This window comes from Thermoanaerobaculia bacterium (genome assembly GCA_018057705.1).
Lineage (GTDB): Bacteria > Acidobacteriota > Thermoanaerobaculia > Multivoradales > JAGPDF01 > JAGPDF01.
In genome coordinates this window covers 1-20,739 of the sequence record JAGPDF010000047.1, presented here as the reverse complement: position 1 = coordinate 20,739, position 20,739 = coordinate 1, and the positions used below count along the sequence as shown (strand labels likewise).

Annotated in this window: 16 protein-coding genes; 7 read left to right on the top strand and 9 right to left on the bottom strand. The window is 70.4% G+C overall.

The window, feature by feature from the left end:
* Nucleotide 1: 1 nt before the first annotated feature.
* Together KBI44_14245 and KBI44_14240 are read right to left on the bottom strand one after the other, a co-directional pair.
* Nucleotides 2-355 (bottom strand): hypothetical protein, encoded by a 354-nt coding sequence (locus tag KBI44_14245; protein MBP9145643.1) that lies wholly within the window; start codon nt 353-355, stop codon nt 2-4.
* A 26-nt stretch (nt 356-381) separates the two neighbouring features.
* A complete protein-coding gene (locus KBI44_14240) occupies nt 382-1,323 on the bottom strand; it encodes a dienelactone hydrolase family protein (protein ID MBP9145642.1) in 942 nt (313 codons plus the stop codon).
* A gap of 59 nt (nt 1,324-1,382) precedes the next feature.
* Between KBI44_14240 and KBI44_14235 the strand changes: the two genes are divergently transcribed.
* The 7 genes from KBI44_14235 to KBI44_14205 all read left to right on the top strand — a co-directional run bounded on the left by KBI44_14235 (nt 1,383) and on the right by KBI44_14205 (nt 11,629).
* Nucleotides 1,383-2,357, top strand: a complete 975-nt coding sequence (locus KBI44_14235) for a hypothetical protein (protein ID MBP9145641.1) — start codon at nt 1,383-1,385, stop codon at nt 2,355-2,357.
* Nucleotides 2,354-2,812, top strand: coding sequence for a hypothetical protein (locus KBI44_14230; protein ID MBP9145640.1), 459 nt, complete (start codon nt 2,354-2,356; stop codon nt 2,810-2,812). The genes KBI44_14235 and KBI44_14230 overlap by 4 nt, the downstream gene beginning before the upstream one ends.
* A complete protein-coding gene (locus KBI44_14225; protein ID MBP9145639.1) occupies nt 2,809-4,140 on the top strand; it encodes an aldo/keto reductase in 1,332 nt (443 codons plus the stop codon). Before KBI44_14230 ends, KBI44_14225 begins: the two co-directional genes overlap by 4 nt.
* Nucleotides 4,141-4,290: 150 nt before the next feature.
* Nucleotides 4,291-5,961: a VWA domain-containing protein gene (locus tag KBI44_14220; protein ID MBP9145638.1), complete on the top strand. Its 1,671-nt coding sequence runs from the start codon at nt 4,291-4,293 to the stop codon at nt 5,959-5,961.
* 206 nt (nt 5,962-6,167) lie between these two features.
* Complete coding sequence (locus KBI44_14215) at nt 6,168-7,952, top strand: VWA domain-containing protein (GenBank protein MBP9145637.1); 1,785 nt, start codon at nt 6,168-6,170, stop codon at nt 7,950-7,952.
* A gap of 35 nt (nt 7,953-7,987) precedes the next feature.
* On the top strand, nt 7,988-9,814 hold the full coding sequence (locus tag KBI44_14210; GenBank protein MBP9145636.1) for a VWA domain-containing protein: 1,827 nt from the start codon (nt 7,988-7,990) through the stop codon (nt 9,812-9,814).
* Nucleotides 9,815-9,883: 69 nt separating this feature from the next.
* On the top strand, nt 9,884-11,629 hold the full coding sequence (locus KBI44_14205) for a VWA domain-containing protein (protein ID MBP9145635.1): 1,746 nt from the start codon (nt 9,884-9,886) through the stop codon (nt 11,627-11,629).
* Nucleotide 11,630: 1 nt separating this feature from the next.
* Here KBI44_14205 and KBI44_14200 read toward each other — a convergent pair whose 3' ends face one another.
* The 7 genes from KBI44_14200 to KBI44_14170 all read right to left on the bottom strand — a co-directional run bounded on the left by KBI44_14200 (nt 11,631) and on the right by KBI44_14170 (nt 20,609).
* Nucleotides 11,631-12,866: a glycosyltransferase gene (locus KBI44_14200; protein MBP9145634.1), complete on the bottom strand. Its 1,236-nt coding sequence runs from the start codon at nt 12,864-12,866 to the stop codon at nt 11,631-11,633.
* 83 nt (nt 12,867-12,949) lie between these two features.
* A complete protein-coding gene (locus tag KBI44_14195) occupies nt 12,950-13,480 on the bottom strand; it encodes a phosphatase PAP2 family protein (protein MBP9145633.1) in 531 nt (176 codons plus the stop codon).
* 99 nt (nt 13,481-13,579) lie between these two features.
* Nucleotides 13,580-14,644, bottom strand: coding sequence for a PilT/PilU family type 4a pilus ATPase (locus tag KBI44_14190; GenBank protein ID MBP9145632.1), 1,065 nt, complete (start codon nt 14,642-14,644; stop codon nt 13,580-13,582).
* A gap of 11 nt (nt 14,645-14,655) precedes the next feature.
* Entirely contained in the window at nt 14,656-15,927 is a 1,272-nt protein-coding gene (locus KBI44_14185; protein MBP9145631.1) for a type IV pilus twitching motility protein PilT, read from the bottom strand.
* A gap of 167 nt (nt 15,928-16,094) precedes the next feature.
* A complete protein-coding gene (ubiA, locus tag KBI44_14180) occupies nt 16,095-16,970 on the bottom strand; it encodes a putative 4-hydroxybenzoate polyprenyltransferase (GenBank protein ID MBP9145630.1) in 876 nt (291 codons plus the stop codon).
* 37 nt (nt 16,971-17,007) lie between these two features.
* On the bottom strand, nt 17,008-19,101 hold the full coding sequence (locus tag KBI44_14175) for an EAL domain-containing protein (protein ID MBP9145629.1): 2,094 nt from the start codon (nt 19,099-19,101) through the stop codon (nt 17,008-17,010).
* Nucleotides 19,098-20,609: a PAS domain-containing protein gene (locus tag KBI44_14170; GenBank protein ID MBP9145628.1), complete on the bottom strand. Its 1,512-nt coding sequence runs from the start codon at nt 20,607-20,609 to the stop codon at nt 19,098-19,100. Before KBI44_14170 ends, KBI44_14175 begins: the two co-directional genes overlap by 4 nt.
* Nucleotides 20,610-20,739 lie beyond the last annotated feature (130 nt).

Genomic DNA, 20,739 nt, shown 5'->3' with positions numbered 1-20,739 from the left:
TCTAACCCTTGACCGTATAGCCCTTCGCCGCGAGCAGCGAGCGCAGCACCTCGCGCCGGTCGCCCTGGATCTCGACGGCGCCGTCTGCGGCCGTGCCGCCGGCGCCACAGGCCTTCTTGAGCTCGGTGGCGAGCCCGCGCAGGAAGTCGCGGTTCTGCGGCAGCCCGTCGATCACGGTGACGCTCTTGCCGCCCCGCCCCGACTTCTCGAGGCGGAGGCGGGCGACGATTCTCTCCGGCACTGGCTGGTCGAGATTCGCTGCGCAGCGGCAGTCGTTCCTCGGCCAGCCGCAGCGCGGGCAGACCGAGCCCGCGGCGGTCGAATAGACGAGCCTGGCGGGCGGCGTGCGACTCACGTTGGTTACGCTCGGCTCGCCACGGGTCAGTTCTTGAGATGCTGGGCGAAGAAGGCCATCGTCTTCTCCCAGGCGTCGGTCGCCGGCCCGGCGAGGTAGCGGTTGCCGGTCGGATTGGCGAAGGCGTGGTCGGCTTCGGGGTAGATGACGATGGTGGCGTTCTTGCCGAGCTTCACGAGCTCGTGCTCCATCTGGCGCACTCCGTCCACCGGAATGCCCTCATCCTTGCCCCCGAAGAGACCGAGGAGCGGTGCTTGGAGCGGGGCAAGCGCCTTCGGATCGCTCTGGGTGCGGCCGTAGTACATGACCGCGGCGTCGATGCCGTCCGGAATGGCGAGCGCGGTCTCGAGTGCCCAGCCGCCGCCGAAGCACCAGCCGACGACGCCGATCCGGGTGGCGCCCGCCTGGGTCGCGAGGAAGGTGTGCGCCTGCCGGAGGTTGTCGAGCAGGCGCGCCGGCTTCTCCATGGCTCCCTGCATCGTCGCCATCGCAGCCTCGGAGGTGGTCGCCACCTTGCCCTCGTAGAGGTCGACCGCGAGCACGGCGTAGCCCTCGCCGGCGAAGCGCCGGGCCATGGCGCGGATGTTGTCGTTCAGTCCCCACCACTCCTGGATGACGATGAGCGCCGGCAGCGCTTTCCCTCCCGGTGCGACCTGCGAGGGCCGCACGAAGTAGCCCTTGACGGTAACGCCGTCGAGGGTCGCGTAGGCGATCTCTTCGGCGGCGACCGCCTGTGCCGGCGGGGGCACCGTGGCCGGGCTGGCCGCCGCCGTGTCGTGCTGGTGCTCCTTGGCCATTTTCGCGGCGTGGGCGGCGTTCTGGGCGGCTGCTGAAGTAGCGGAAGGGGGTGAAGAGGGTGAAGCCGGTGCGGCCTGCGGCGCGGGCGAGGTCTGGGCGCTGGCGAGCGCAGCGGCAAGCGCCAGGACGGTGGCGGCCAGGGTCGTGGAGAGTCGGGGGGTCGGGCGCATCGGAATTCTCCTCTCGAAGGGAAGGCTGGAGCCTATCGAAAGCCGTAGAATCCCGTACCTTGAGAGTCCGCACCGCTTTGCTCGCCATGCTTCTCCTGGATCTGGCGGCCGGCGCGACCTGGTTCGCCGGGCGCTATGGCGACGGCCAGCCCGATGCGCTGCGGCTCTTTCTGGTTTGGGCGCTGCCGGGCCTGGTCTTCCTCTGCGGCCTGCTGACGCGGGAGCGGAAGGCGCGCCGAGCGGCCGCGGGGGCGCTGCCGCAGCGCCTGCGGCTGCCGGGCATTCCGCTGCCCGCCCTGCCGCCGCCGAAGCCCAGCCTGCCGATTCCGTCGGCGTTGCCCTCGCCCTCCCTGACCTCCGGCGGGACACCTGCCCCAGCCGGCGGGGCTGCGCCTCCGGCACCCGGCCTGCGCTGGACGAAGCTCCTGCTCTGGATCGGCGTGGCGATCGCCGTCGATCTCGCGCCGATCGGCATCGCCTACCAGCTCGGCTGGCTGACCCTCACCTACGGCGATCAGCAGCTCGCCGCCACCCGCGCGGCGACGGCTCTCTGGGCGCTGCCGCTCCTCGTCCTGCTGGCGGTGCGCTTCTACGAACGGACACTCCGCGGGCGGCTCTTCGAGGAGGCTCTCGCGGGTTGGGGCGCTCCCGCCGCCTGGACGCTCTCGCTGCTGTGCGGAACGGCGCTCGCCCTGCCGGCGATCGCTCCCGGTCTTTCGATCAGCGAGCCCGCCTTCGTCGCCGCGGCCCTGGTCACCGCGCTGGCGCGCGAGGTCGGCAGCACGGTGCTCTACCGCGCCTCGGGTCTCGTCGCCGCCGGGATCTTTCGCGGCACGCTCCTCTTCGTCGACTTCTATCTGATCGCCGACTGGCTGGCGCCGGTCTTCCCGAGCGCCAACTACGTCACCAGCGGCGACGCCTTCTACCTGCTGCGGGCCGCCTCGCCGCTGGTCGCGGCGCTGCTGCTGGTCCGCTTCCTCCCGGCGCGCGCAGCGCAGGCGCCCGGACTTCCAACGGCCGTCCCAGCCGCATGAACCCCGGGCCGCGGCCGCGCTGGATCGTCGCCACCGTCTTCGCGCTGGTGGTGATGATCAGCTGGACGCTGGTCGTGAAGTACCTCGTGCCGCTCCTTTTCGGCCTCTCCCTCGCGCTCGCCGGTGAAACCCCGGGAGGCCCCGGCGGCGTCGGCTCGGCGGCGCTCGCCGGAGCGGGGGTGATGTGGGATCTCTGGCCGCTCACGCACGTGGTGTTGGCCCTCCTCCTCTGGCAGCGGCAGCACTTCGCCTGGATTTACGGCGTGACCCTTTCGCTCGCTGAATCGGCGGTCGTGCTGACGAAGTTCTTCTTCTACCTGCGGGCCCCGGAGTGGACGTTCTGGAAGCTCCTCTGGTTCACGAACAAGGTCTACGTGCTTCTCTTCTTCCTCTGTCTGCTCTATGTTCTCCTCGGGCCCGGCAGGCGCGACCTCCCGGCGGAGGGAAACGCATGAGCGAGGAGGGCAAGCCACCGGTCCCGCCAGTCCCGCCGGCGCGCCGCCTGTCGCGCCGGGAGTGGCTCGCCGCCGCGGCAGTCGCCGGGGGCGCCGGCATGGTCGGGGGCATCGCCTGTAGCCCGGAGGGGAAGGCGGCGGCACCGGCCTCGCCGGAGGCGGCCCCCGTTCCCGCATCCTCGCCGCCGTCGCCGGCATTGCCCGCTTCGCCGACACCGCCGACAGCGCCGGGGTCCATGCGCTATCGCACCCTCGGCCGCACCGGCCTCCAGGTTTCCGAGATCGGCTTCGGCGGCTTTCCCATCGACGATCCGGAGGTCCTCGTCTACGCGCTCGAGCGCGGCATCAACTACGTCGACACTTCGCACTGCTACCGCGGCGGAGCTTCCGAGCGCGCGATCGCGGCGGCGCTCGAAGGCCGCCGCGACAAGTTCGTCCTGACGACGAAGTGGTGTCCGCATCACATCGGCAAGCCAGCGAAGAAGCAGGTCTTCCTCGACATGCTCGACGAGAGTCTCCGGCGGCTCGGCACGGACTACGTCGACATCGTGCTCAACCACGAGGTCGGCCGGCACTCGGACGACCAGGGGATCGACCGCCTGAAGGATCCGGAGATGCTCGAGGCGTTCGCGGTCGCGAAGCAGGCCGGGAAGGCCCGTTTCCTCGGCGCCTCCGGGCACGACGGCGATCTGCCGCAGGTGATGGGCTACGCCATCGACTCGGGGCAGTTCGACGTCCTCCTCTGCCGCTACAGCTTTCTCGACTATCCCGAGCAGCAGCAGCTGATCGACCGCGCGGCGGCCGCCGGCGTCGGCTTCATCGCCATGAAGACGCTCGCCGGAGCGAAGGGCGCCGACCTCGACCGCTTCCGCGACCGCCAGACGAGCTTCAAGCAGGCGGCGCTCAAATGGGTGCTGTCGAATCCCAGCCTCTCGAACCTGATCATCTCGATCTCGAGCCGCAAGCAGGTCGATGAGTACGTGGCGGCCTCCGGAGCGCCCCTGGCCGCGGCCGATCTCGCGCTCCTCGACGAGTACCAGGCGCGCTTCTCGACCGAGGTCTGCCGCTTCTGCAACGCCTGCGAGCCGGCCTGCCCGGACGACGTGCGGATCGCCGACATCCTGCGCTTCTCGATGTATTTCCACGACTACGGCCAGGAGGGCCGCGCCGTCGAGTCCTACGCCAGGCTCGTCGCCGCCGAACGCGCCGCCCACTGCACCCACTGCGCCGGCTTCTGCGAGGCCGCCTGCGACTACGACCTGCCGGTCAAATCGCTCCTCATCCGCGCCGACGCCGCGCTCTCTCTGCGCGGCGGCACCCAGGCCTGAGCCGGTTTCCGGCACAGGCCTTGCTCTCCCGACAGTAGAGTCCGAAGAAGCCAAGGAAGTCGAGGTTCCTACTTGTCCGTCTGCCTTCGCTGGTCGCAAGTTCTCTGCCTGTTCGCCGGCCTCGCGCTTGCAATTGCAGGAGCTCCTGGCTTGGCACAGGCGCCGGAAGCCTCCGAAGAGCCCTTTGCGGAGCGCGTCGAGGTCGAGGTCGTGAACGTCGATGTCATCGTGACCGACCGCGAGAAGCGACGGGTCCTGGACCTGAATGAGGACGATTTCGAGCTTCTGGTGGACGGCCGCCCGGTGCCGATCGAGTACTTCGCGGCGCCGCGCGCCCCTGCCGCACCCGCACTCGCGCCGGAGAACCTCGCCACGCTCCCGGTGGCTGCGACCCCGCCGCCGGAACCGATCCCGCCGACGAATCTCATCCTCTACGTCGATCAGACCGCGCTCGAGAATCGCGCCCGCCACGAGACCCTCCGGGAGCTGCGTGAGTTCTTCGCGACGCGCGCCGAAGGGGGAGACAGCGTGACGGTGGCGGTGTTCGAGCAGAACCTCCGCGTCCTCCTGCTCCCGTCCTCCGACCGGGCCCGCATCCACCAGGCGCTCGAGGAGCTCGAGAATCGCCCCTCCCTTGCGCGGCTCGGCAACGGCGAGCGCATGCAGCTCCAGCACGACATCCGAAATTACGGCCGCGACGCGGCGCGCTTCCCGCCGCGGTTCCGGCTCGCCGAGGCGCAGCGCATCGAGCACGAGATCGTCGCCTGGGCCGAGCAACAGCTCGATCGCCAGCAGCGATCGATCGCTGCGCTCGCACAGATGGTCGACGCGCTCGCCGCGGCCGAGGGCCGGAAGGTCGTGGTGCTCGCCACCGCGGGAATCCAGGCCAATCCAGCGGTTCCGCTGCTCGCCGCCCTCGATCAGCAGCGCGGCGTCGCGACCACGACCGACACCAATCGGGCGCCGACCCTCGAGGGTCGGGGGTTGGCGCTCCTCGCCGACTTCGAGCGCATGATTCAGGCCGCGCAGAACGCGCGCATCGCCTTCTACACCGTGGCGCCGGGCACCGAGGCGCCGGTCGAGAACAGTGCGGAGTTCGGCAGCGCCGGACCGAACGCCGACCGCCCGCTGCCGCGAGACTTCGGAGCGGTCGAGGCCTCGTCGAGCATCGCCCGTATGGCTGGGGCCACGGGCGGAGCGTCCTTCACGATCGGGAGCGACCTCGACCGCCGGCTCACAGGGGTGGCGGCGGACGTCGATGCCAGCTACTCCCTGGGATTCACGACCGGGGCCGAGGAGGGCGACAAGGACCACCGCATCGAGGTGCGGACGCGCCGGGCCGGCTTCGAAGTCCGGCACCGGGAGAGCTTCCGGCGGCGCTCGGCCCCCGACCGGGCGGCCGCCTCTCTCGCCGCCGCCGTGACCTTCGGGCAGGCCGAGAATCCGCTCGAGATCACGCTGCAGCTGGGCGCCGGCAAGCCGGACGGCAAGAAGAAGACGGGAGAGATCGTGCCGCTCGCCGTCGGCATGCCGCTCCGCCTCCTGACTCTCGTTCCCGAAGCAGACGTACGTCGCGGCAAGGTCTCCGTGCGGGTGGCGATTCAGGATGCCCGTGGCCGGTTGCTCGAGAGCCCGGCGGCGCTCGTGCCGATCGTCGTTCCCGAAGACCAGATGCAGCTCGCCCTCGCGAGCTCCTGGTACCACCGCGCCGAGATGCGCCTCGCGCCAGGGCCCCAGCGTGTCGCGGTCGTCGTCGTCGACGAGCTCTCGGGCGTGCAATCGACGGCGTTCGTGGAGATCGAGGTTCTCGCAGCGGACTGATTGCCGGGCGGCCGCAGGCGCGCGTCTCACCAACCTCGTCTCACCGCGAGGCGAGGGCGCTCGGGATCCAAAGTGGGCGACCACGCCTCAGATAGGAGCCCGCTTTGGATCCCGAGTGCCGGAGCCCGCGACCAACGGCGGCACAGCTCTTGCTTTGTGGATCAGCGAGTCCGAAGTCTCGCCTCGAACCGTCGGGAGATCCATCCATGCGATCCGCTGCGAATCCGGTGTCCGCGCGCAGGCTGCTCGCGATCGCGGTCCTCCTCGCCGCCGGGACCTTGCTGCCCGCCTTGGGCCAGGAGCCGGAAGCCCAGCCGGAGCCCTTCGCCGAGCGCGTCGAGGTCGAGGTCGTGAATGTCGACGTCATCGTGACCGACCGCGAGAAGAGACGGGTGCTGGATCTGAATGAGGACGATTTCGAGCTCCTCGTGGACGGCCGTCCGGTGCCGATCGAGTACTTCGCGGCGCCGCGCCTCCCTGCTGCGCCGGCGATTGCGGCGGAGAGTCTCGCTCTGCTTCCGGTCGCCCCGTCGCCGCTTCCGGAGCCGATCCCGCCGGCGAACCTGATTCTCTACGTCGACCAGACCGCACTCGAGAATCGTGCCCGCTTCGAGACCGTCCGGGAGTTGCGCGAGTTCCTGCGCGCCCGATCCGCCAGCGGCGACCGCGTGATGGTGGCGGCGTTCGAACAGGACCTGCGCGTCCTCCTCTTGCCGACCTCCGACCCGGCGGCGATCGCCCAGGCGCTCGACGAGCTCGAGAACCGGCCGTCGCTCGCCCGGCTCGGCAGCGGCGAGAAGCGGCAGTTGGAACAGGACATTCGTGCCTACGGCCGCAACCGCATGCGCCTGAGCGGCGCGTCGGCGGAGTTGCGCGGGGCCCGAATGCAGCAGAGCGAGATCTTCAGGCTCGAAAACGAGATCACCAACTGGGCGGAGCAGCAGATCGATCGCGAGCGGCGCTCGATCGTCGCCCTCGAGCGACTGGTCGGGGCTCTGGGTGCAGCCGAGGGTCGCAAGGCCGTCGTCCTCGCGACGGCGGGGATCCAGGCCTTTCCCGCCCGCGGCCTCTTCGCCGCCCTCGACCAACAGCGCCAACTGGTGATCTCCACCGAGGCGGACCGCGCACCCACACTCGAGCTGCGCGGGATAGAGGTGCTGCGCGAATTCGAGCAGATGGTTCGCGCCGCCCAGAACGCAAGGGTGGCTTTCTACACGGTCTCGCCCGTGGTCCAGCCTCCCGCCGAAAACAGCGCCGAATTCGGCAGTGCCGGGCCGGGGGAGGCCGCCGCGAAGCCGCTGCCGCGCGACATGGCGACGGTCGAGGCCGCATCCAGCATCGCGCGCATGGCCGGGGCGACGGGCGGCGCCTCCTACAACATCGGGGACGATCTCGACCGCCGCCTCGAGGCCGTCACCGCCGACATCGACGCCGCCTATTCGCTCGGCTTCTCGACCGGTGCCGCGGCCGGCGACAAGGACCACAAGATCGAAGTGCGTACCCGCCGGGCCGACCTCGAAGTGCGCCACCGCGAGAGCTTCAAGCGGCGAGAGGCGCCCGAGCGCGCGGAGTCGGCGCTCGCCGCTGCAGTGACCTTCGGGCAGGCAGAGAATCCGCTGGAGATCACCCTGAAGGTCGGTGTCGGCAAGAGCGAAGGCAAGAAGAATTCCGGTCAGGTCGTACCGCTCGCGGTCGGCATTCCGCTGCGCTTCGTGACCCTCGTCCCCGAAGGCGAGGTGCGCAACGGTAGGGTCTCGGTTCGGATGGCGATTCAGGATCCCCAGGGACGAATGCTCGAGAGCACCGCCGCGATCGTTCCCATCGTCGTCCCCGAGGCGCAGATGGCGAAGGCGATGGCCTCGTCCTGGTACCACCGCGCCGAGATGCGCCTGGCACCGGGTCCGCAGCGGGTCGCGGTCGTGGTCCTCGACGAGGTGTCGGGGCTGCAATCGACGACTTTTGTGGAGCTCGAGATCCCGGAAGCGAATTGAGGCGTGGACAGCTCACCAGCTCGAGGAGGTGGAAGATGAAGCCAAGGCAGATGCAAACTCTTCTCGCGGCGCTCGGCCTCGGAATCGGGCTGGACTCCTGGGCAGTTCTCGCCCAGGCTCCGCCTCCTGCCGCTCAAACCCCCGCCGAGAGCTTCGCCGAGCGCGTCGAAGTCGAGGTCGTGAATGTCGACGTCATCGTGACCGACCGCAACGAGAAGCGGATCCTGGACCTGGGACGGAACGAGTTCGAGATTCTCGTCGACGGCCGCCCTGTGGCGATCGAGTACTTCGCGGCGCCGCGGCTCGCGGGGGCGCCTGCGGCGCCCCAGGCGCTCTCTCCGGAGAGAATCCCCGAGCTCGCGATCGCGCCCCTCCCGGCGACCGCTGCGCCGCTGACCCCGCCGACCCACCTGATCTTCTACATCGACCAGACCGCGCTCGAGAACCGCGTGCGCCAGCAGACCGTCGAGGAGCTGCGCGAGTTTCTCGCGGCGCGGCCGGTCGGCGACGATCGCGTGATGGTCGCGGCCTTCGAGCAGAACCTGCGCGTGCTGCTCCTGCCGACCACCGATCGCGCGAGCATCGTCGCGGCGCTCGACGAGCTCGAGAAGGTCCCCGTGCGGGCGCTGCTCGGGTTGAGCGAGAAGAACCGGCTCGAGCAGGACGTGCGGGCCTACGGCAAGAACGCCCTGCGGGTCGAGGCCTCCCTGGGGCGCAGGCCGAGCCAAGAAGGCTTCGAGCGTGTCGTGACGACCCGGCGGGCCGAGGCGCTGCGCCTCGAGCACGAGATCACCGTTTGGGCCGAGCAGGAGCTCGAGAGGGAGCGGCGCTCGATCGTCGCCCTGGAGCGTCTGGTGGGCGCCCTGGCGGCGGTCGAAGGGCGCAAGGCGGTGGTGCTCGCGACCGCCGGGATCCAGGGCTTTCCGGCGCGGGGACTCTTCGCCGCCCTCGACCAGCAGCGCCAGGGTCCGGTGAAGCTGACCTCCTCCGACACCAATCGCGCCCCGACTCTCGAAGTGCGGGGCCAGGAGCTGCTGCTTGCCTTCGAGCAGATGGTTCAGGCCGCGCAGAACGCCCGGGTGGCCTTTTACACCGTGTCGCCCGGTACCCCGCCGCCACCCGACAACAATGCGGAGTTCGCGGGCACCGGGGCCACCTCCGCGCGGATGCTGCCGCGCGACACAGGGGTCGTCGAAGCCGCATCGAGCGTCGCGCGGCTCGCGGGGGCGACCGGGGGAGCCTCGTTCACCGTCGGCACCGATCTCGACCTTCGCCTCGCGGCGGTCACGGCGGACGGCGACGCCGCCTACTCGCTCGGCTTCTCGACCAGCGCCGCGGCCGGCGAGAAGGACCACAAGATCGAAGTGCGCGCGCTGCGGGCGGGGCTCGAGGTGCGCCATCGCGAGAGCTTTAGGCGCCGCTCCGCCCCGCAGCGGGCCGAAGCGTCGCTCGCCGCCGCGGTCACCTTCGGCCAGGCCGAGAATCCGCTCGAAATCACCTTGCAGCTCGGCGCCGGCAAGGGCGAGGGCAAGAAGCGGTCGGGCCAGTCCGTGCCACTCACGGTCGGCATTCCGCTGCGCTTCGTGACCCTCGTTCCGGAGGGCGAGCTGCGTCGCGGGCGCGTGTCGGTGCGGGTGGCGATCCAGGACGCCCGCGGCCGCATGCTCGAGAGCTCCGCCGCGATCGTGCCGATCGATGTGCCCGAGAGTCAGATGGCGAGAGCGATGGAGAGCTCCTGGTACCACCGCGCCGAGATGCGTCTCGCGCCGGGGCGCCAGCGAGTCGCGGTCGCCGTGCTCGACGAGGTTTCGGGACTGCAGTCCACCACCTTCGCGGAGATCGAGATTCCCGGGAAGAAATGACCGGCAACGGTCCGCGGACGCGCCTCGGACGGAACGTCCAACAGCGCTACGCGGACCCGGAGGCAAGAGATGCATTCACCGCAGGATCGAGTCCTTCGACACGCAACGCTGCTCCTGTTCGTGCTGGCCGGCGGATCGAACGGAGCGAGCGCGCTCGCTCAGGAGTCGCCGCCGGCGACCGCCGCCGCGGAAGATTTCGCCGAGCGCGTTGACGTCGAGGTCGTGAACGTCGACGTCGTGGTGACCGATAAGGCGAAGCAACGAATTCTGGACCTCGGCAGGGACGATTTCGAGCTCCTCGTGGACGGCCGCCCGGTGGCGATCGAGTACTTCGCCGGCCCGCGCCTCGCGGGGGCGACCGCGGCGGCCGCTCCAGCTTTGCCGCCGACCGGCGGCATCGCGACGGTCCCGGGGACTCCTGTCCAGGGGGTCGCTCCGACGAATCTCATTCTCTACATCGATCAGACCGCGCTCGAGAGTCAGGACAGGAAGACTGCGATCCAGGAGCTGCGGGAGTACCTGCGCGCGCGGCCGGCGGGCGCCGACCGGGTGACGGTGGCGGCGTTCGATCAGCGGCTGCAGATTGTCGCGCCGGCGACGACGGACCCGGCCGCCATCGCGGCCGCGTTCGACCAGATCGAGCGCCGGCCGTCCTTCGCGGCGCTCGGCCTCGGAGAGGAGAGGCAGCTGCAGCGCGAGATCCGCGACCTCGGAACCTACGGCGGCGATGCGCGGACGATCGAGCAGGCAATCGTCTCCTGGGGGGAGCAGCAGATCGATCGCGAACGGCGGTCGATCGCGGCGCTGGGTCAGCTGGTCGATTCCTTGGCGGCGCTCGAAGGCCGCAAGGTGGTCGTCCTCGCGACGGCAGGTATCGAGGCCAACCCGGCGCAGTTCCTGCTCGACGCGCTCGACCAGAAGCGCGGCGCCCTCGTCTCCTCCGACACCAACCGGGGACCTGCGCTCGAGCTCGCGGGCCAGACCCTGCTCATGGAGTTCGAGGAGATGATCCAGGGCGCGCAGAACGCCCGCGTGACCGTCTACAGCCTCTCGCCGGTGGTTCGACCCCCCGCGGAGGGGGGAGCCGACGTCTGGGGTGCCGGGTCGAGCTCCGCTCGCCCCCTGCCGCACGATTTCGGGGCCGCCGAAGCCGCCGCGAGCATCGCCCGGCTGACCGGCGCCACCGGGGGCGCCTCCTACACGATCTGGGGCGATCTCGACCGTCGCCTGGAAGGCGTGACGGCGGACATCGACGCCGCCTACTCGCTCGGCTTCTCGACCGGCCTCGAAGCGGGAGAGAACGATCATCGGATCGAGGTGCGGACCCGCCGGGCCGACCTCACCGTGCGCCACCGCGAGAGCTTCCGCCGTCGCGGTGCGAGCGATCGAGTGACGACCGCGCTCACCGCCGCGGCGACTCTCGGCCAGACCGAGAATCCTCTGGAGATCAGCCTGAGTCTGGGTGCCGGGAGGCCCGACGATCAGAAGAAGTCGGGCGAGATCGTCCCGATCGCCGTCGGCATTCCGCTTCGCCTGATCGCGCTCGTCCCGCAGGGCAGCGAGCGCCGCGGCTCGGTAGAGGTCCGCGTCTCGATAGAGGACGCGCGCGGCCGGCTGCAGGAGAGTGGCGTCACGATCGTTCCGATCGTCATTCCCGAAGGCGATCTCGAGCAGGCGCTCGCCGCAACCTGGTACCACCGTGCCGAAGTGCGCCTCTCGCCGGGCCGGCAACGCGTCGCCGTGGCGGTCGTCGACCAGGTTTCCGGTCTGCAGTCCACCGTCTTCGAGGAGACCGAGATTCCCGAAAAGAAGTGACTCAGGCGAGCATCTCGTCGTAGAGGCCCTCGAGGCGGGCGGCCATTCTTCCGGCCGACCAATCGGCGGCGACTTGGGGCCCCTCCGCGGCGAGGCGCGCCCGCAGGGCGGGATCGCGGAGGAGCTCCAGGCACTTGCCGGCGAAGTCGTCGAGATTCTCTTCGGCAACCAGCGCGCCGCGCCGTTCGAGGAGGAGGTCGCGGGTGCCCATTTCGGCGAGGGCGACGACCGGCACGCCGAGCGCCATCGCTTCGAGCAGGACCAACCCCTGGGTCTCGGTCTTCGAGGTGAAGACGAAGGCGTCGCCGCCGCGGTAGCAGTCGGCGAGCTCGCGCTCGCGGTCGAGGTAGCCCAGCCAGAGCAGGTGGCCATTGAGACCGAGGGCGGAGGCGGCGCGCTGCAGCTCGGCGCGCGCCGGCCCTTCGCCGGCGACGATCAGAAGGGCTGACGGCAGTGCCCGCACGACGCGCTCGAAAGCCTGCAACAGAAAGAGCAGGTTCTTCTCGTGGCCGATCCGGCCGACGTGGACGAGGACCGGGCGGTCAGCGGCGATCGCGTGCCGGGCGCGGAAGCGCGCGCCGTCGCCCACTCCAAGAGAGTCCGGGCGGATGCCGGTCGGGATCACGCTCATCGGCGTCGTCACGCCGTACTCGCCGAGCGCGTCGCGCATCGCGGTCGACGGCACGACCATCCGGTCGAGCTCCCGCGCTGCCCGGAGCGTCAGGCGGCGCGCCAACCGCCGACAGACGCTTGCCGGCAGGAAGGGCAGATAGTGCTCGAAGTAGTGCTCGAAATAGGTGTGGTAGGTCTCGACCACCGGCACGCCGCGCCGCCGGGCGAGATCGACGCCGGCGCGATGGGCAGCGAACGGCGTCTGGATGTGGATCAGGTCGAGGTGATCGAAGTCTGGAGTGTGCGCCGCAGCGGCGCGGAAGCGGTGCGCCGGAACCCAGCGATCCTCGGGATCGAACGGCACCCGCAAGCCCGCGAGCCGCACGATCCTGCCTGCGGGGCGTCCTGGATGGGAGAGCGAGGCGGCCGGGGCGGCTGGAGCGCGCTCGATGCCGTCGGCGTCATAGGCCGGGCAGAGCAGTGGCACGTCGACGCCCCGCTGCGCGAGCTCGCGGCGAAAGGTCGCGATCGAGGTGGAGACGCCGTTGACGCGCGGAAAGTAGACATCCGACAGGTAGAGGACGCGGAGACGGGATCGCTCTGCGCCCTGCGGACCCCGCTCGATGTCCGGGATGGAGACCGCGAGCGTCGCCGTTGGCGAGCGGGCGGGCGGCGAGGAGGGGGCCAAGGCGGGGAGGGTGCCGCGGGTCAGCCGAGCGCCAGCGTGACGAACGCGAGAAGAGCGCCGACGGCGGCGCCGGCCGCGACGTCGGTCGGATAGTGCAGCCCGAGGACGACGCGCGAGAGAGCGACCGCGAGGGTGAACGGCACCAGGAGCCAGGCGAGGAGGCCGTAGGTTGCGAGCACGACGATCGAGAAGGCGACGGCGTGGAGCGTGTGGCCGGAGGGGAAGCTGTAGCGGTCGAGCGGCGCCGCGCCGAGCAGCACGCCGGTGTGGGCGCGAAACGGTCGCGATCGGCCCGTGAGCATTTTCAGGGCTTTCGAGACCAGGGCCGCGGCGATACCGACCGTCGCCATCCGGCGCACGGTGGGCAGCGCGGCCGCGCCGGCGAGAAGCGGCAGGAGTCCGGCGAGCGCGAACCAGAGAAGGCCGTCGCCGGCCTTCGACACCGCGCGGAAGAAGTGGAGCGCGCTCCGCCGCCGCTGGGCCTGCGAGAGGCGCAGACAGAGCCCCAGTTCGAGCTCCTGCAGGCGGGAGAGTGCGGGCGCGAGACGCATCGGGATCGGCGGTCCTTTCTGTGCAGGGAAAGGATCTCCGACCGCGGTGTTCAACCGGTTGCGGCGGCGTGACGAAGCGGCGACTTCGAGCGGCCGGGGCTACTCGCGCTCGAGCAGCGGCTCGAAGCGGCCCTTGTCCGATGCCTTCATGTAGGCGTCGCGCGGGGTCACGACCTTGCGGGTGACGAGGTCGAGGAGCGCATCGTCGAGCAGCTGCATGCCTTCGTTGCGTCCCGCCTGCATGAGGTTCGTCAGCATCGAGATGCTGCTTTCGCGAATGAGGTTGGGCAGCGCCGGGGTCTTGAGCAGGATCTCGTGCACGGCGACGCGGCCGGCCCCGCCGGCCCTGGGCAAGAGGAGCTGGGCGACGATCGCCGCCAGCGAGTCGGCGAGCGACAGGCGCGCCTGGGGCTGCTCGTCGGCGGGAAAGACGTCGATCAGGCGATCGATCGTCTTGGCGGCGCTGTTGGTGTGCAGCGTACCGAAGACCAGCATGCCCATCTCGGCCGCCTTGAGTGCCAGCGCGATCGTCTCGAGGTCGCGCATCTCGCCGACCAGAACGACATCGGCGTCCTGCCGAATGGCCGAGCGCAATGCCGCCGCGAAGCTCACCGTGTCGTTGCCGACCTCCCGTTGCGAGAAGACCGAGAGCCGGTTGCGGTGGACGAATTCGACCGGCTCCTCGATGGTCACGATGTGGCGCGCGAAGTTCCGGTTGATGCGGTCGACGATCGCGGCCAAGGTCGTCGACTTGCCCGAGCCGGTCGGCCCTGTGACCAGCACGAGACCGCTGTGGAGCTCCGCCAGGCGGCCGAGCACCGGCGGCAGACCCAGCTCCTCGATCGAGGCGATCTCCTCCGGAATGGTGCGAAATACGGCCGAGGGGCCGCGCTCCTGGCGCAGGTAGTTGCCGCGGAAGCGCGCCACGCCGGCGACGGCACAGGCGAAGTCCAGATCGCCCGAGGCGAGGAACTCCTTCCACTGCCCGGCGCTCACCCCCTCGGCAAGGAGTGTCGAGAGCGCCTCCGGCCCGAGCTCGCTTGCGCCCGCGAGCGGCACTAGCGAGCCGTGCAGCCGGACGCGGGGTGCGAACCCCGAGGCGAGGTGAAGGTCCGAGCTCCCACTTTCCCGGGTCGCGCGCAGCAGATCCTGAAGTCGTCCCATGCGTGCTCCGCTCAAGCTCCCTGTGCGCCGGATGCCGCGGACGCCGAGGGCGCAAAACTTCCGCCTGCGCCCGCGCCGGCGGCCGGCGGCAAGAGCTTCACGTCCTCGGCATGGAGCAGCGCCTCGTCGCGTGTCACCACGCCCTCCCGGATGAGATGCGCGAGCGAGGTGTCGAGCAGGCACATGCCCTGTGAGATGCCGGTCTGCAGTACCGAGCGCAACTGGAAGGTCTTCGACTCGCGGATCAGGTTTGCCACCGGCCGGGTTCCCAGGAGAATCTCGAGCGCCGGAACCCGCCCCTTTCCGTCGGCGCGACGAACGAGGCGCTGCGAGACGACGGCGCGCAGCGACTCCGAGAGCATCGTGCGGATCTGCGCCTGCTGGTTCGAGGGGTAGGAGCCCACGATCCGGTCGACCGTGCGGATGGCGCTGCCGGTGTGGAGCGTCGCGAGCACCAGGTGGCCGGTCTCGGCGGCGGTGAGCGCCAGCGAGATCGTCTCGAGGTCGCGCAGCTCGCCGATCGCGATCACGTCCGGATCCTCTCGCAGGGCCGCCTTCAGCGCGCGCGCGAAGCTCTGGGTGTCGCGGCCGACCTGGCGCTGGTTGACGACGCAGCGCAGCGGTGTATGGAGGTACTCGATCGGATCCTCGACGGTGACGATGTGGTCCTGGCGCTCCTCGTTGATCAGCCGCACGAGAGCGGCGAGCGTCGAGGACTTCCCGCACCCGGCCGGGCCGGTGAGCAGGACTAGCCCCTGATGATGGTTGGTGAGCTTGGCGAGAGTATTCGGCAGACCGAGGCTCGCGAGAGTGGGGATCTCGAGCGGTATGGCGCGCAGCACCAGGCCATAGCCGTGCTGATGGCGATAGGCGTTGCCGCGGAATCGCGCCCGCCCGGCGATCGACCAGGAGAAATCGGTCTGTCCGTCGCGATCGAGCGCCTCGCGCAGACGCGAATCGAGAACTTCGGCGACGAGGCGTTCGATCTGACCGTGTTCGAGCGGGGCGTCGCCGGCGTAGGCCAACCGTCCGTCACGACGCAGCAGGACGCGCTCGCCGGTCATGATGTGGACGTCGCTCGCGCCCTGCGAGACGGCGTACTCGAGGATGCGATCGATGCGCTTTCCGGCGCGGGTGGAAGTCTCCCCGCTGGCCGTCTGCTCGAGGTCGACGGTCGAGCCCGCAGGCCGCGGAGGGATGAGTGGGCCTGCGACCTGGCCGAGCTGCTTGGCGAGCACTTCACGCTGCACCACCAGGAGCTTGTCGAGCTGTGCCCGGCTCATCCATCCGGCGTCGATCCAGAGCTCGCCCAACGGGCGGGGCTCGGTGCTCCTTGCCTGGGCGCGAGTCGTTTCGGCGAGCTGCTCGGCGGTGAGCAGCTTGTAGTGGACGGCCAGGCGTCCGAGCAGGTGCAGGTCTTCGCTCATCGAGGGTTCGCCCGCCTTCTACTTTATCGAAGAAAGACGTCGGTGGCCGTGGTCGCGAGGAGCCAGAGCGCGAGCACCCCGTTGGCGGTGAAGAAGGCGGCATTCAGGCGGGAGAGGTCGCCCGGCCGCACGATCGCGTGCTGGTAGGCGAGGAGGAGGACGCAGCCGGCGACGCCCGTCCAGTAGATCCAGCCGAGGCCGGGAGGGTAGACGAACGGCAGAGCGGCGAGGAACCCCAGGGTCGCGACGTGCAGTCCGGCCGAAAGGGCGAGGGCTCTCACCGCCCCGAAACGCGCCGGGATCGAAGCCAGCCCGCGCGCGCGATCGAAGGCCTCGTCCTGCAACGCGTAGAGGATGTCGAAGCCGGCGACCCAGGTGACGACGATGCCGGCGAGCACGAACGGGGTCGGCGCGAAGCCCCCGGTGACCGCGATCCAGGCGCCGAGCGGCGCCCCGGCAAGGGCGAGCCCGAGCGCGAGGTGTGCCGCCCAGGTGAAGCGCTTGGTATAGCTGTAGCCGAGCAGGATCACGATGGCGACCGGCGAGAGCGCGAGACAGAGTGGATTCAACCGCCAGGCGGCGAAGACCAGCAGCGCCAGGCTCGCGACCACGAAGAGGGCGACGAAGCCCGGGGTCACCAGACCTGCGGGCAGAGCCCGCATCGCCGTGCGCGGATTGGCGGCGTCGATCTCGCGGTCCACCAGGCGGTTCCACCCCATCGCCGCCGACCGCGCCCCGACCATCGCGACCACGATCCAGAGCACGATCCGTCCTTCCGGCACCCCCTGCGCGGCGAGCAGCATCCCCATCAACGCAAACGGCAGCGCGAACAGCGTGTGCTCGAACTTGATCATCTCGAGGACGATGCCAAGCCGGTGGGTGACGCTCCTCACGGTCATTCGTGAAGTCTATCGGTGGGCGCGGCGCGCTGCCGGCCTACCAGCGCGTGTTCGAGGCGAGGAGCTCTTCAGCGGCCGCCGGCGCGAGCGGTTTGGCGAACCAGTAGCCCTGGCCGTGCGGGCAGCCGAGGCTGCGCAGGTGGGCGAGCTGCTCGGCGGTCTCGATGCCCTCGGCGACCACACCGATACCCAGGTGGTTGGCGAGCGAGAGGATGGTCTCGACGATGGCCAGCGAGTCGGCACCCGCGATGTCGCTCACGAACGAGCGATCGATCTTGAGCTCGTCGTAGCGGAAGCGCTGCAGGTAGGAGAGCGACGAATAGCCGGTGCCGAAGTCGTCGATCGACAGCTGCACGCCGAAGTCGCGCAGCAGGCGCAACCGGCGCATGACCTCGTCGCCGTGGTGCAGGACGACGCTCTCGGTGACCTCGAGGCGGAGACTCTCCGGCGGCAGCCGCGACGCCTCGAGGATGCGCAGCAGCTGCTCGACGGCGCCGTCCTGGGCGAAGAGCTTCCCCGAGACGTTGACGCTCATGAAGTAGGGCGGGTCGGTCGGGAAGCGCTCCTGCCAGAGGCAGGCCTGGCGGCAGGCGCTGTCGAGCACCTGCCAGCCGAGGTGGACGACGAGGCCGGTCTCCTCGGCGAGCGCGATGAAGTGCTCCGGTGGCACGAGCCCCCGTTCGGGATGCTGCCAGCGGGCGAGCGCCTCGAAGCCGGCGATGCGGCCCGTCGCGAGCGAGACGATCGGCTGATAGTGCATGACGAAGTCGCCGGCCGCGACACCGCGCCGAAGCTCGGTCTCCAGCTTGAGCAGCTGCACCGAAGCCCGATGGAGCTCGAGGTCGAAGACCTCGTAACGTCCCGGACCCGCGGCCTTGGCGCGGTACATGGCGAGGTCGGCGTCGCGCAGCAGCCCGTCGGCGCTCGCCCCTGCGAGGTCCGGAAGAGCGATGCCGATCGAGGCCGTGATGTGCACCTCCTGGTCGTCGATCTGGAACGGCGCCACCAGGTTGCGGTGCACGCGTTCGGCGATGTGAACCGCGTCGGAGGCCTCGCGAACCCCGAAGGCGAGCACCGCGAACTCGTCTCCGCCGAGCCGGGCGACGGTGTCGGAGGGCCGCATGAGCTTCTCCAGTCGCCGCGCGATCGCCACCAGCAGACGGTCGCCGACCGAGTGACCCAGACTGTCGTTGACCGTCTTGAAGCGGTCGAGATCGAGAAACAGCACCGCGAAGGTTCCCTGGTGGCCGCGCTGCTGGGCGGAGAGCGCCATGCCGAGGCGGTCGAGAAAGAGGCTGCGGTTGGCGAGGGCGGTGAGTCCATCGTGGAAGGCGTCGTGGACGAGTTGCTCCTCGGCGCGCTTGCGGGCCGAAATGTCGCTCATCGAACCCGCCATCCGGATCACCCGCCCGACCCCGTCGCGGACCAGCGCGCCGCGCGTCGCCACCCAGAGCGACGAACCGTCGCCGCAGCGCATGCGGTGCTCCAGAGCGACGTGGGAGTCGCCGGCGGCGGCGGCGGCGGCGAAGGCGGCGCGGACCCGCTCACGGTCGCCGTCGGCGACCCGGGCGAACCAGCTCTCGGTGGGGACGTCGGGCTCGTCGGGACTCAGCCCCACCATCGCCCGCCAGCGCTCCGAGAGGAAGACCTGCCCGCGCACCAGATCCCAGTCCCAGATGCCGTCGTTGGCGCCCTGCATCGCGAGGGCATAGCGCTGCTCGCTCTCGCGCAGCGCCAGCTCGCTCCGGTGGCGTTCGATGGCGTAGCGGATGGCGCGCGCCAGGAGCGGCGGGTCGACCTGCCGTTTGACGAGGTAGTCCTGGGCGCCTTCCGCCACCGCCCTGAGCGCCAGGTTGTCGTCGTCGAGGCTGGTGAGGACGATGACCGGCACCTCCGGATGCCGGTCACGCAACGCCCAGTAGGACTCCAGCCCGACGCTGTCGGGAAGCGAGAAGTCGAGGAGCACGAGATCGACGCCCCCCTTCTCGAGCCGCTCGAGGGCGTGCGCCAGGCGCTCCCGCCGGTCGACCTCGAAGGCGAGCCCGGTGCGGGAGAGCAACAGACGGATGAGCGTCGCGTCGGCGTCATCGTCCTCGATCATGAGCACTGTCGGTCGGCGATCGTCGATCATCGAAGCGGACCTCTCGCGGCGTCGGCACCCGCCTCGGCTGGGCGAGCGAGCGTGAAGTGGAATGTCGCGCCCTCGCCGGGGCGCGACTCGACCCAGATCCGGCCGCCGTGGCGTGCGACCACGCGACGGCAGAGGGCGAGTCCGATGCCGGTCCCGGGCGCCTCGTGGGCGGTGTGAAGGCGTTGGAAGAGCGCGAAGATCCGGTCCTGATCCCTGGCCGCGATGCCGGCCCCGTTGTCCTGCACGCGAAGGTGCCAGAAGCTCTCTTCCTCGGTGGCGTCGATGCGGATCCGCGGCGGCTCGGCGCCGCGGAACTTGAGGGCGTTGTCGAGCAGATTCTGAAAGAGCAGATCGAGTTGCGCCTCGTCGCCGCGCACCACCGGCAGCGTGGCGCAGTCGATCCGGGCGTCCGCCGCCGCGCGAACCGTCTCCAGGCGGGCGGCGACGCGTGCCACCAGCGCTTCGAGGTCCACCCGGGCGAAGCCTTCGTCGGAGCCCTCGATCCGTGCCAGCCGCAGGACGGCTTCCAACATCTCCTCGAGGCGGGAGGCGCTGGCGCGCGCCTGGGCGAGCAGGGGCCCGGCCGCGTTGCCGCTCTCGCTCCTGGTCATCGCGACGGACTCCTCGGCGAGCAGGTCGAGGAAGCGCACGACCTGCGTGATCGGCTGGCGCAGGTCGTGCGAGACCACGTAGGCCATCTCTTCGAGCCCCGCCGGTGACCGCGCGTGAGCTGCGGCGCGTTCGGCCGCGGTCGCATCGGCGGCCCTCCCGGACGAACGGGAGACGACCATCCCCTGGCGCGCCCCGGTCTCCCCGGGCGCGCGCCAGAGCGTGAGCTCCGCCGCGATGACGGCGCCGTCGGTGCGCCGCAGGCTCACCGGCTCCGGGCCGAGGCTCTCCACCTCGGCGAGGCGGGCGAGGAGAGCCTCGCCTGTCCCTTCCGCGGCGAAGAGCGCGCCGAAAGGACGCTGGACGCAGTCCGCGGCGCTCGCGAAACCGAGCAGCCTGGCAAGAGCGGGGTTCGCGTCCTCGATCGTGCCCAGTGCGGAGACGAGGAAGACACCGCTCGGCAACGCATCGAGCAGGCGGCGGGCAGCCGGGGCCGCGCCCGCGTCCTCCGAGCGGCGGCGCGCCGCGAGCAGCGCCGCGCGCAGGGCGCGCGGCAGCGCGACGAGTCCGCCGGCGCTCTTGGGAAGGAGCCCGTCGGGGGCGAGGTGGACGATCTCCGCGGCGACGCGCTCGATCGGACGGCTCGTCACCACCAGCACCGGACATTCGGGCCGCAGATCGTGCAGCAGGCGCAGGAGATCGCCTGACTTGATCCAGGGCAGCTCGTGCTCGGTGAGGACGGCGCCGAAGCGCCCGGAGGAGAGGGCGCGCGCCAACCCTGCGGCATCAGCCGCCTCTTCGATCCCGACCTCGCCGAAAGCACCGCGCAGCACGAGGGAGAGGAGCTCGCGATCGTCCGCGTTGTCGTCGACGAGGAGAATCGCAGGCAGGTGGCTCATCGACCTCTGCCGTCTGCGCCGTCCGTGCCGACCCCGCTGGGCTTTGGCGACGCCGGCTTCGACGGCCGGTGGGCCATCACGGGGCGCGACGCGAGAGCTTCGCGTGGATCCAAAACGGACCGAGAGTAGC

What these genes read in the sequence shown, in the direction of transcription:
- KBI44_14240 (MBP9145642.1), bottom strand. Translation starts at nt 1,323, where the DNA reads ATGCGCCCGACCCCCCGACTCTCCACGACCCTGGCCGCCACCGTCCTG.
- KBI44_14230 (MBP9145640.1), top strand. Translation starts at nt 2,354, where the DNA reads ATGAACCCCGGGCCGCGGCCGCGCTGGATCGTCGCCACCGTCTTCGCG.
- KBI44_14225 (MBP9145639.1), top strand. Translation starts at nt 2,809, where the DNA reads ATGAGCGAGGAGGGCAAGCCACCGGTCCCGCCAGTCCCGCCGGCGCGC.
- KBI44_14215 (MBP9145637.1), top strand. Translation starts at nt 6,168, where the DNA reads ATGCGATCCGCTGCGAATCCGGTGTCCGCGCGCAGGCTGCTCGCGATC.
- KBI44_14210 (MBP9145636.1), top strand. Translation starts at nt 7,988, where the DNA reads ATGAAGCCAAGGCAGATGCAAACTCTTCTCGCGGCGCTCGGCCTCGGA.
- KBI44_14205 (MBP9145635.1), top strand. Translation starts at nt 9,884, where the DNA reads ATGCATTCACCGCAGGATCGAGTCCTTCGACACGCAACGCTGCTCCTG.
- KBI44_14195 (MBP9145633.1), bottom strand. Translation starts at nt 13,480, where the DNA reads ATGCGTCTCGCGCCCGCACTCTCCCGCCTGCAGGAGCTCGAACTGGGG.
- KBI44_14190 (MBP9145632.1), bottom strand. Translation starts at nt 14,644, where the DNA reads ATGGGACGACTTCAGGATCTGCTGCGCGCGACCCGGGAAAGTGGGAGC.
- KBI44_14185 (MBP9145631.1), bottom strand. Translation starts at nt 15,927, where the DNA reads ATGAGCCGGGCACAGCTCGACAAGCTCCTGGTGGTGCAGCGTGAAGTG.
- ubiA (MBP9145630.1), bottom strand. Translation starts at nt 16,970, where the DNA reads ATGACCGTGAGGAGCGTCACCCACCGGCTTGGCATCGTCCTCGAGATG.
- KBI44_14175 (MBP9145629.1), bottom strand. Translation starts at nt 19,101, where the DNA reads ATGATCGACGATCGCCGACCGACAGTGCTCATGATCGAGGACGATGAC.
- KBI44_14170 (MBP9145628.1), bottom strand. Translation starts at nt 20,609, where the DNA reads ATGAGCCACCTGCCTGCGATTCTCCTCGTCGACGACAACGCGGACGAT.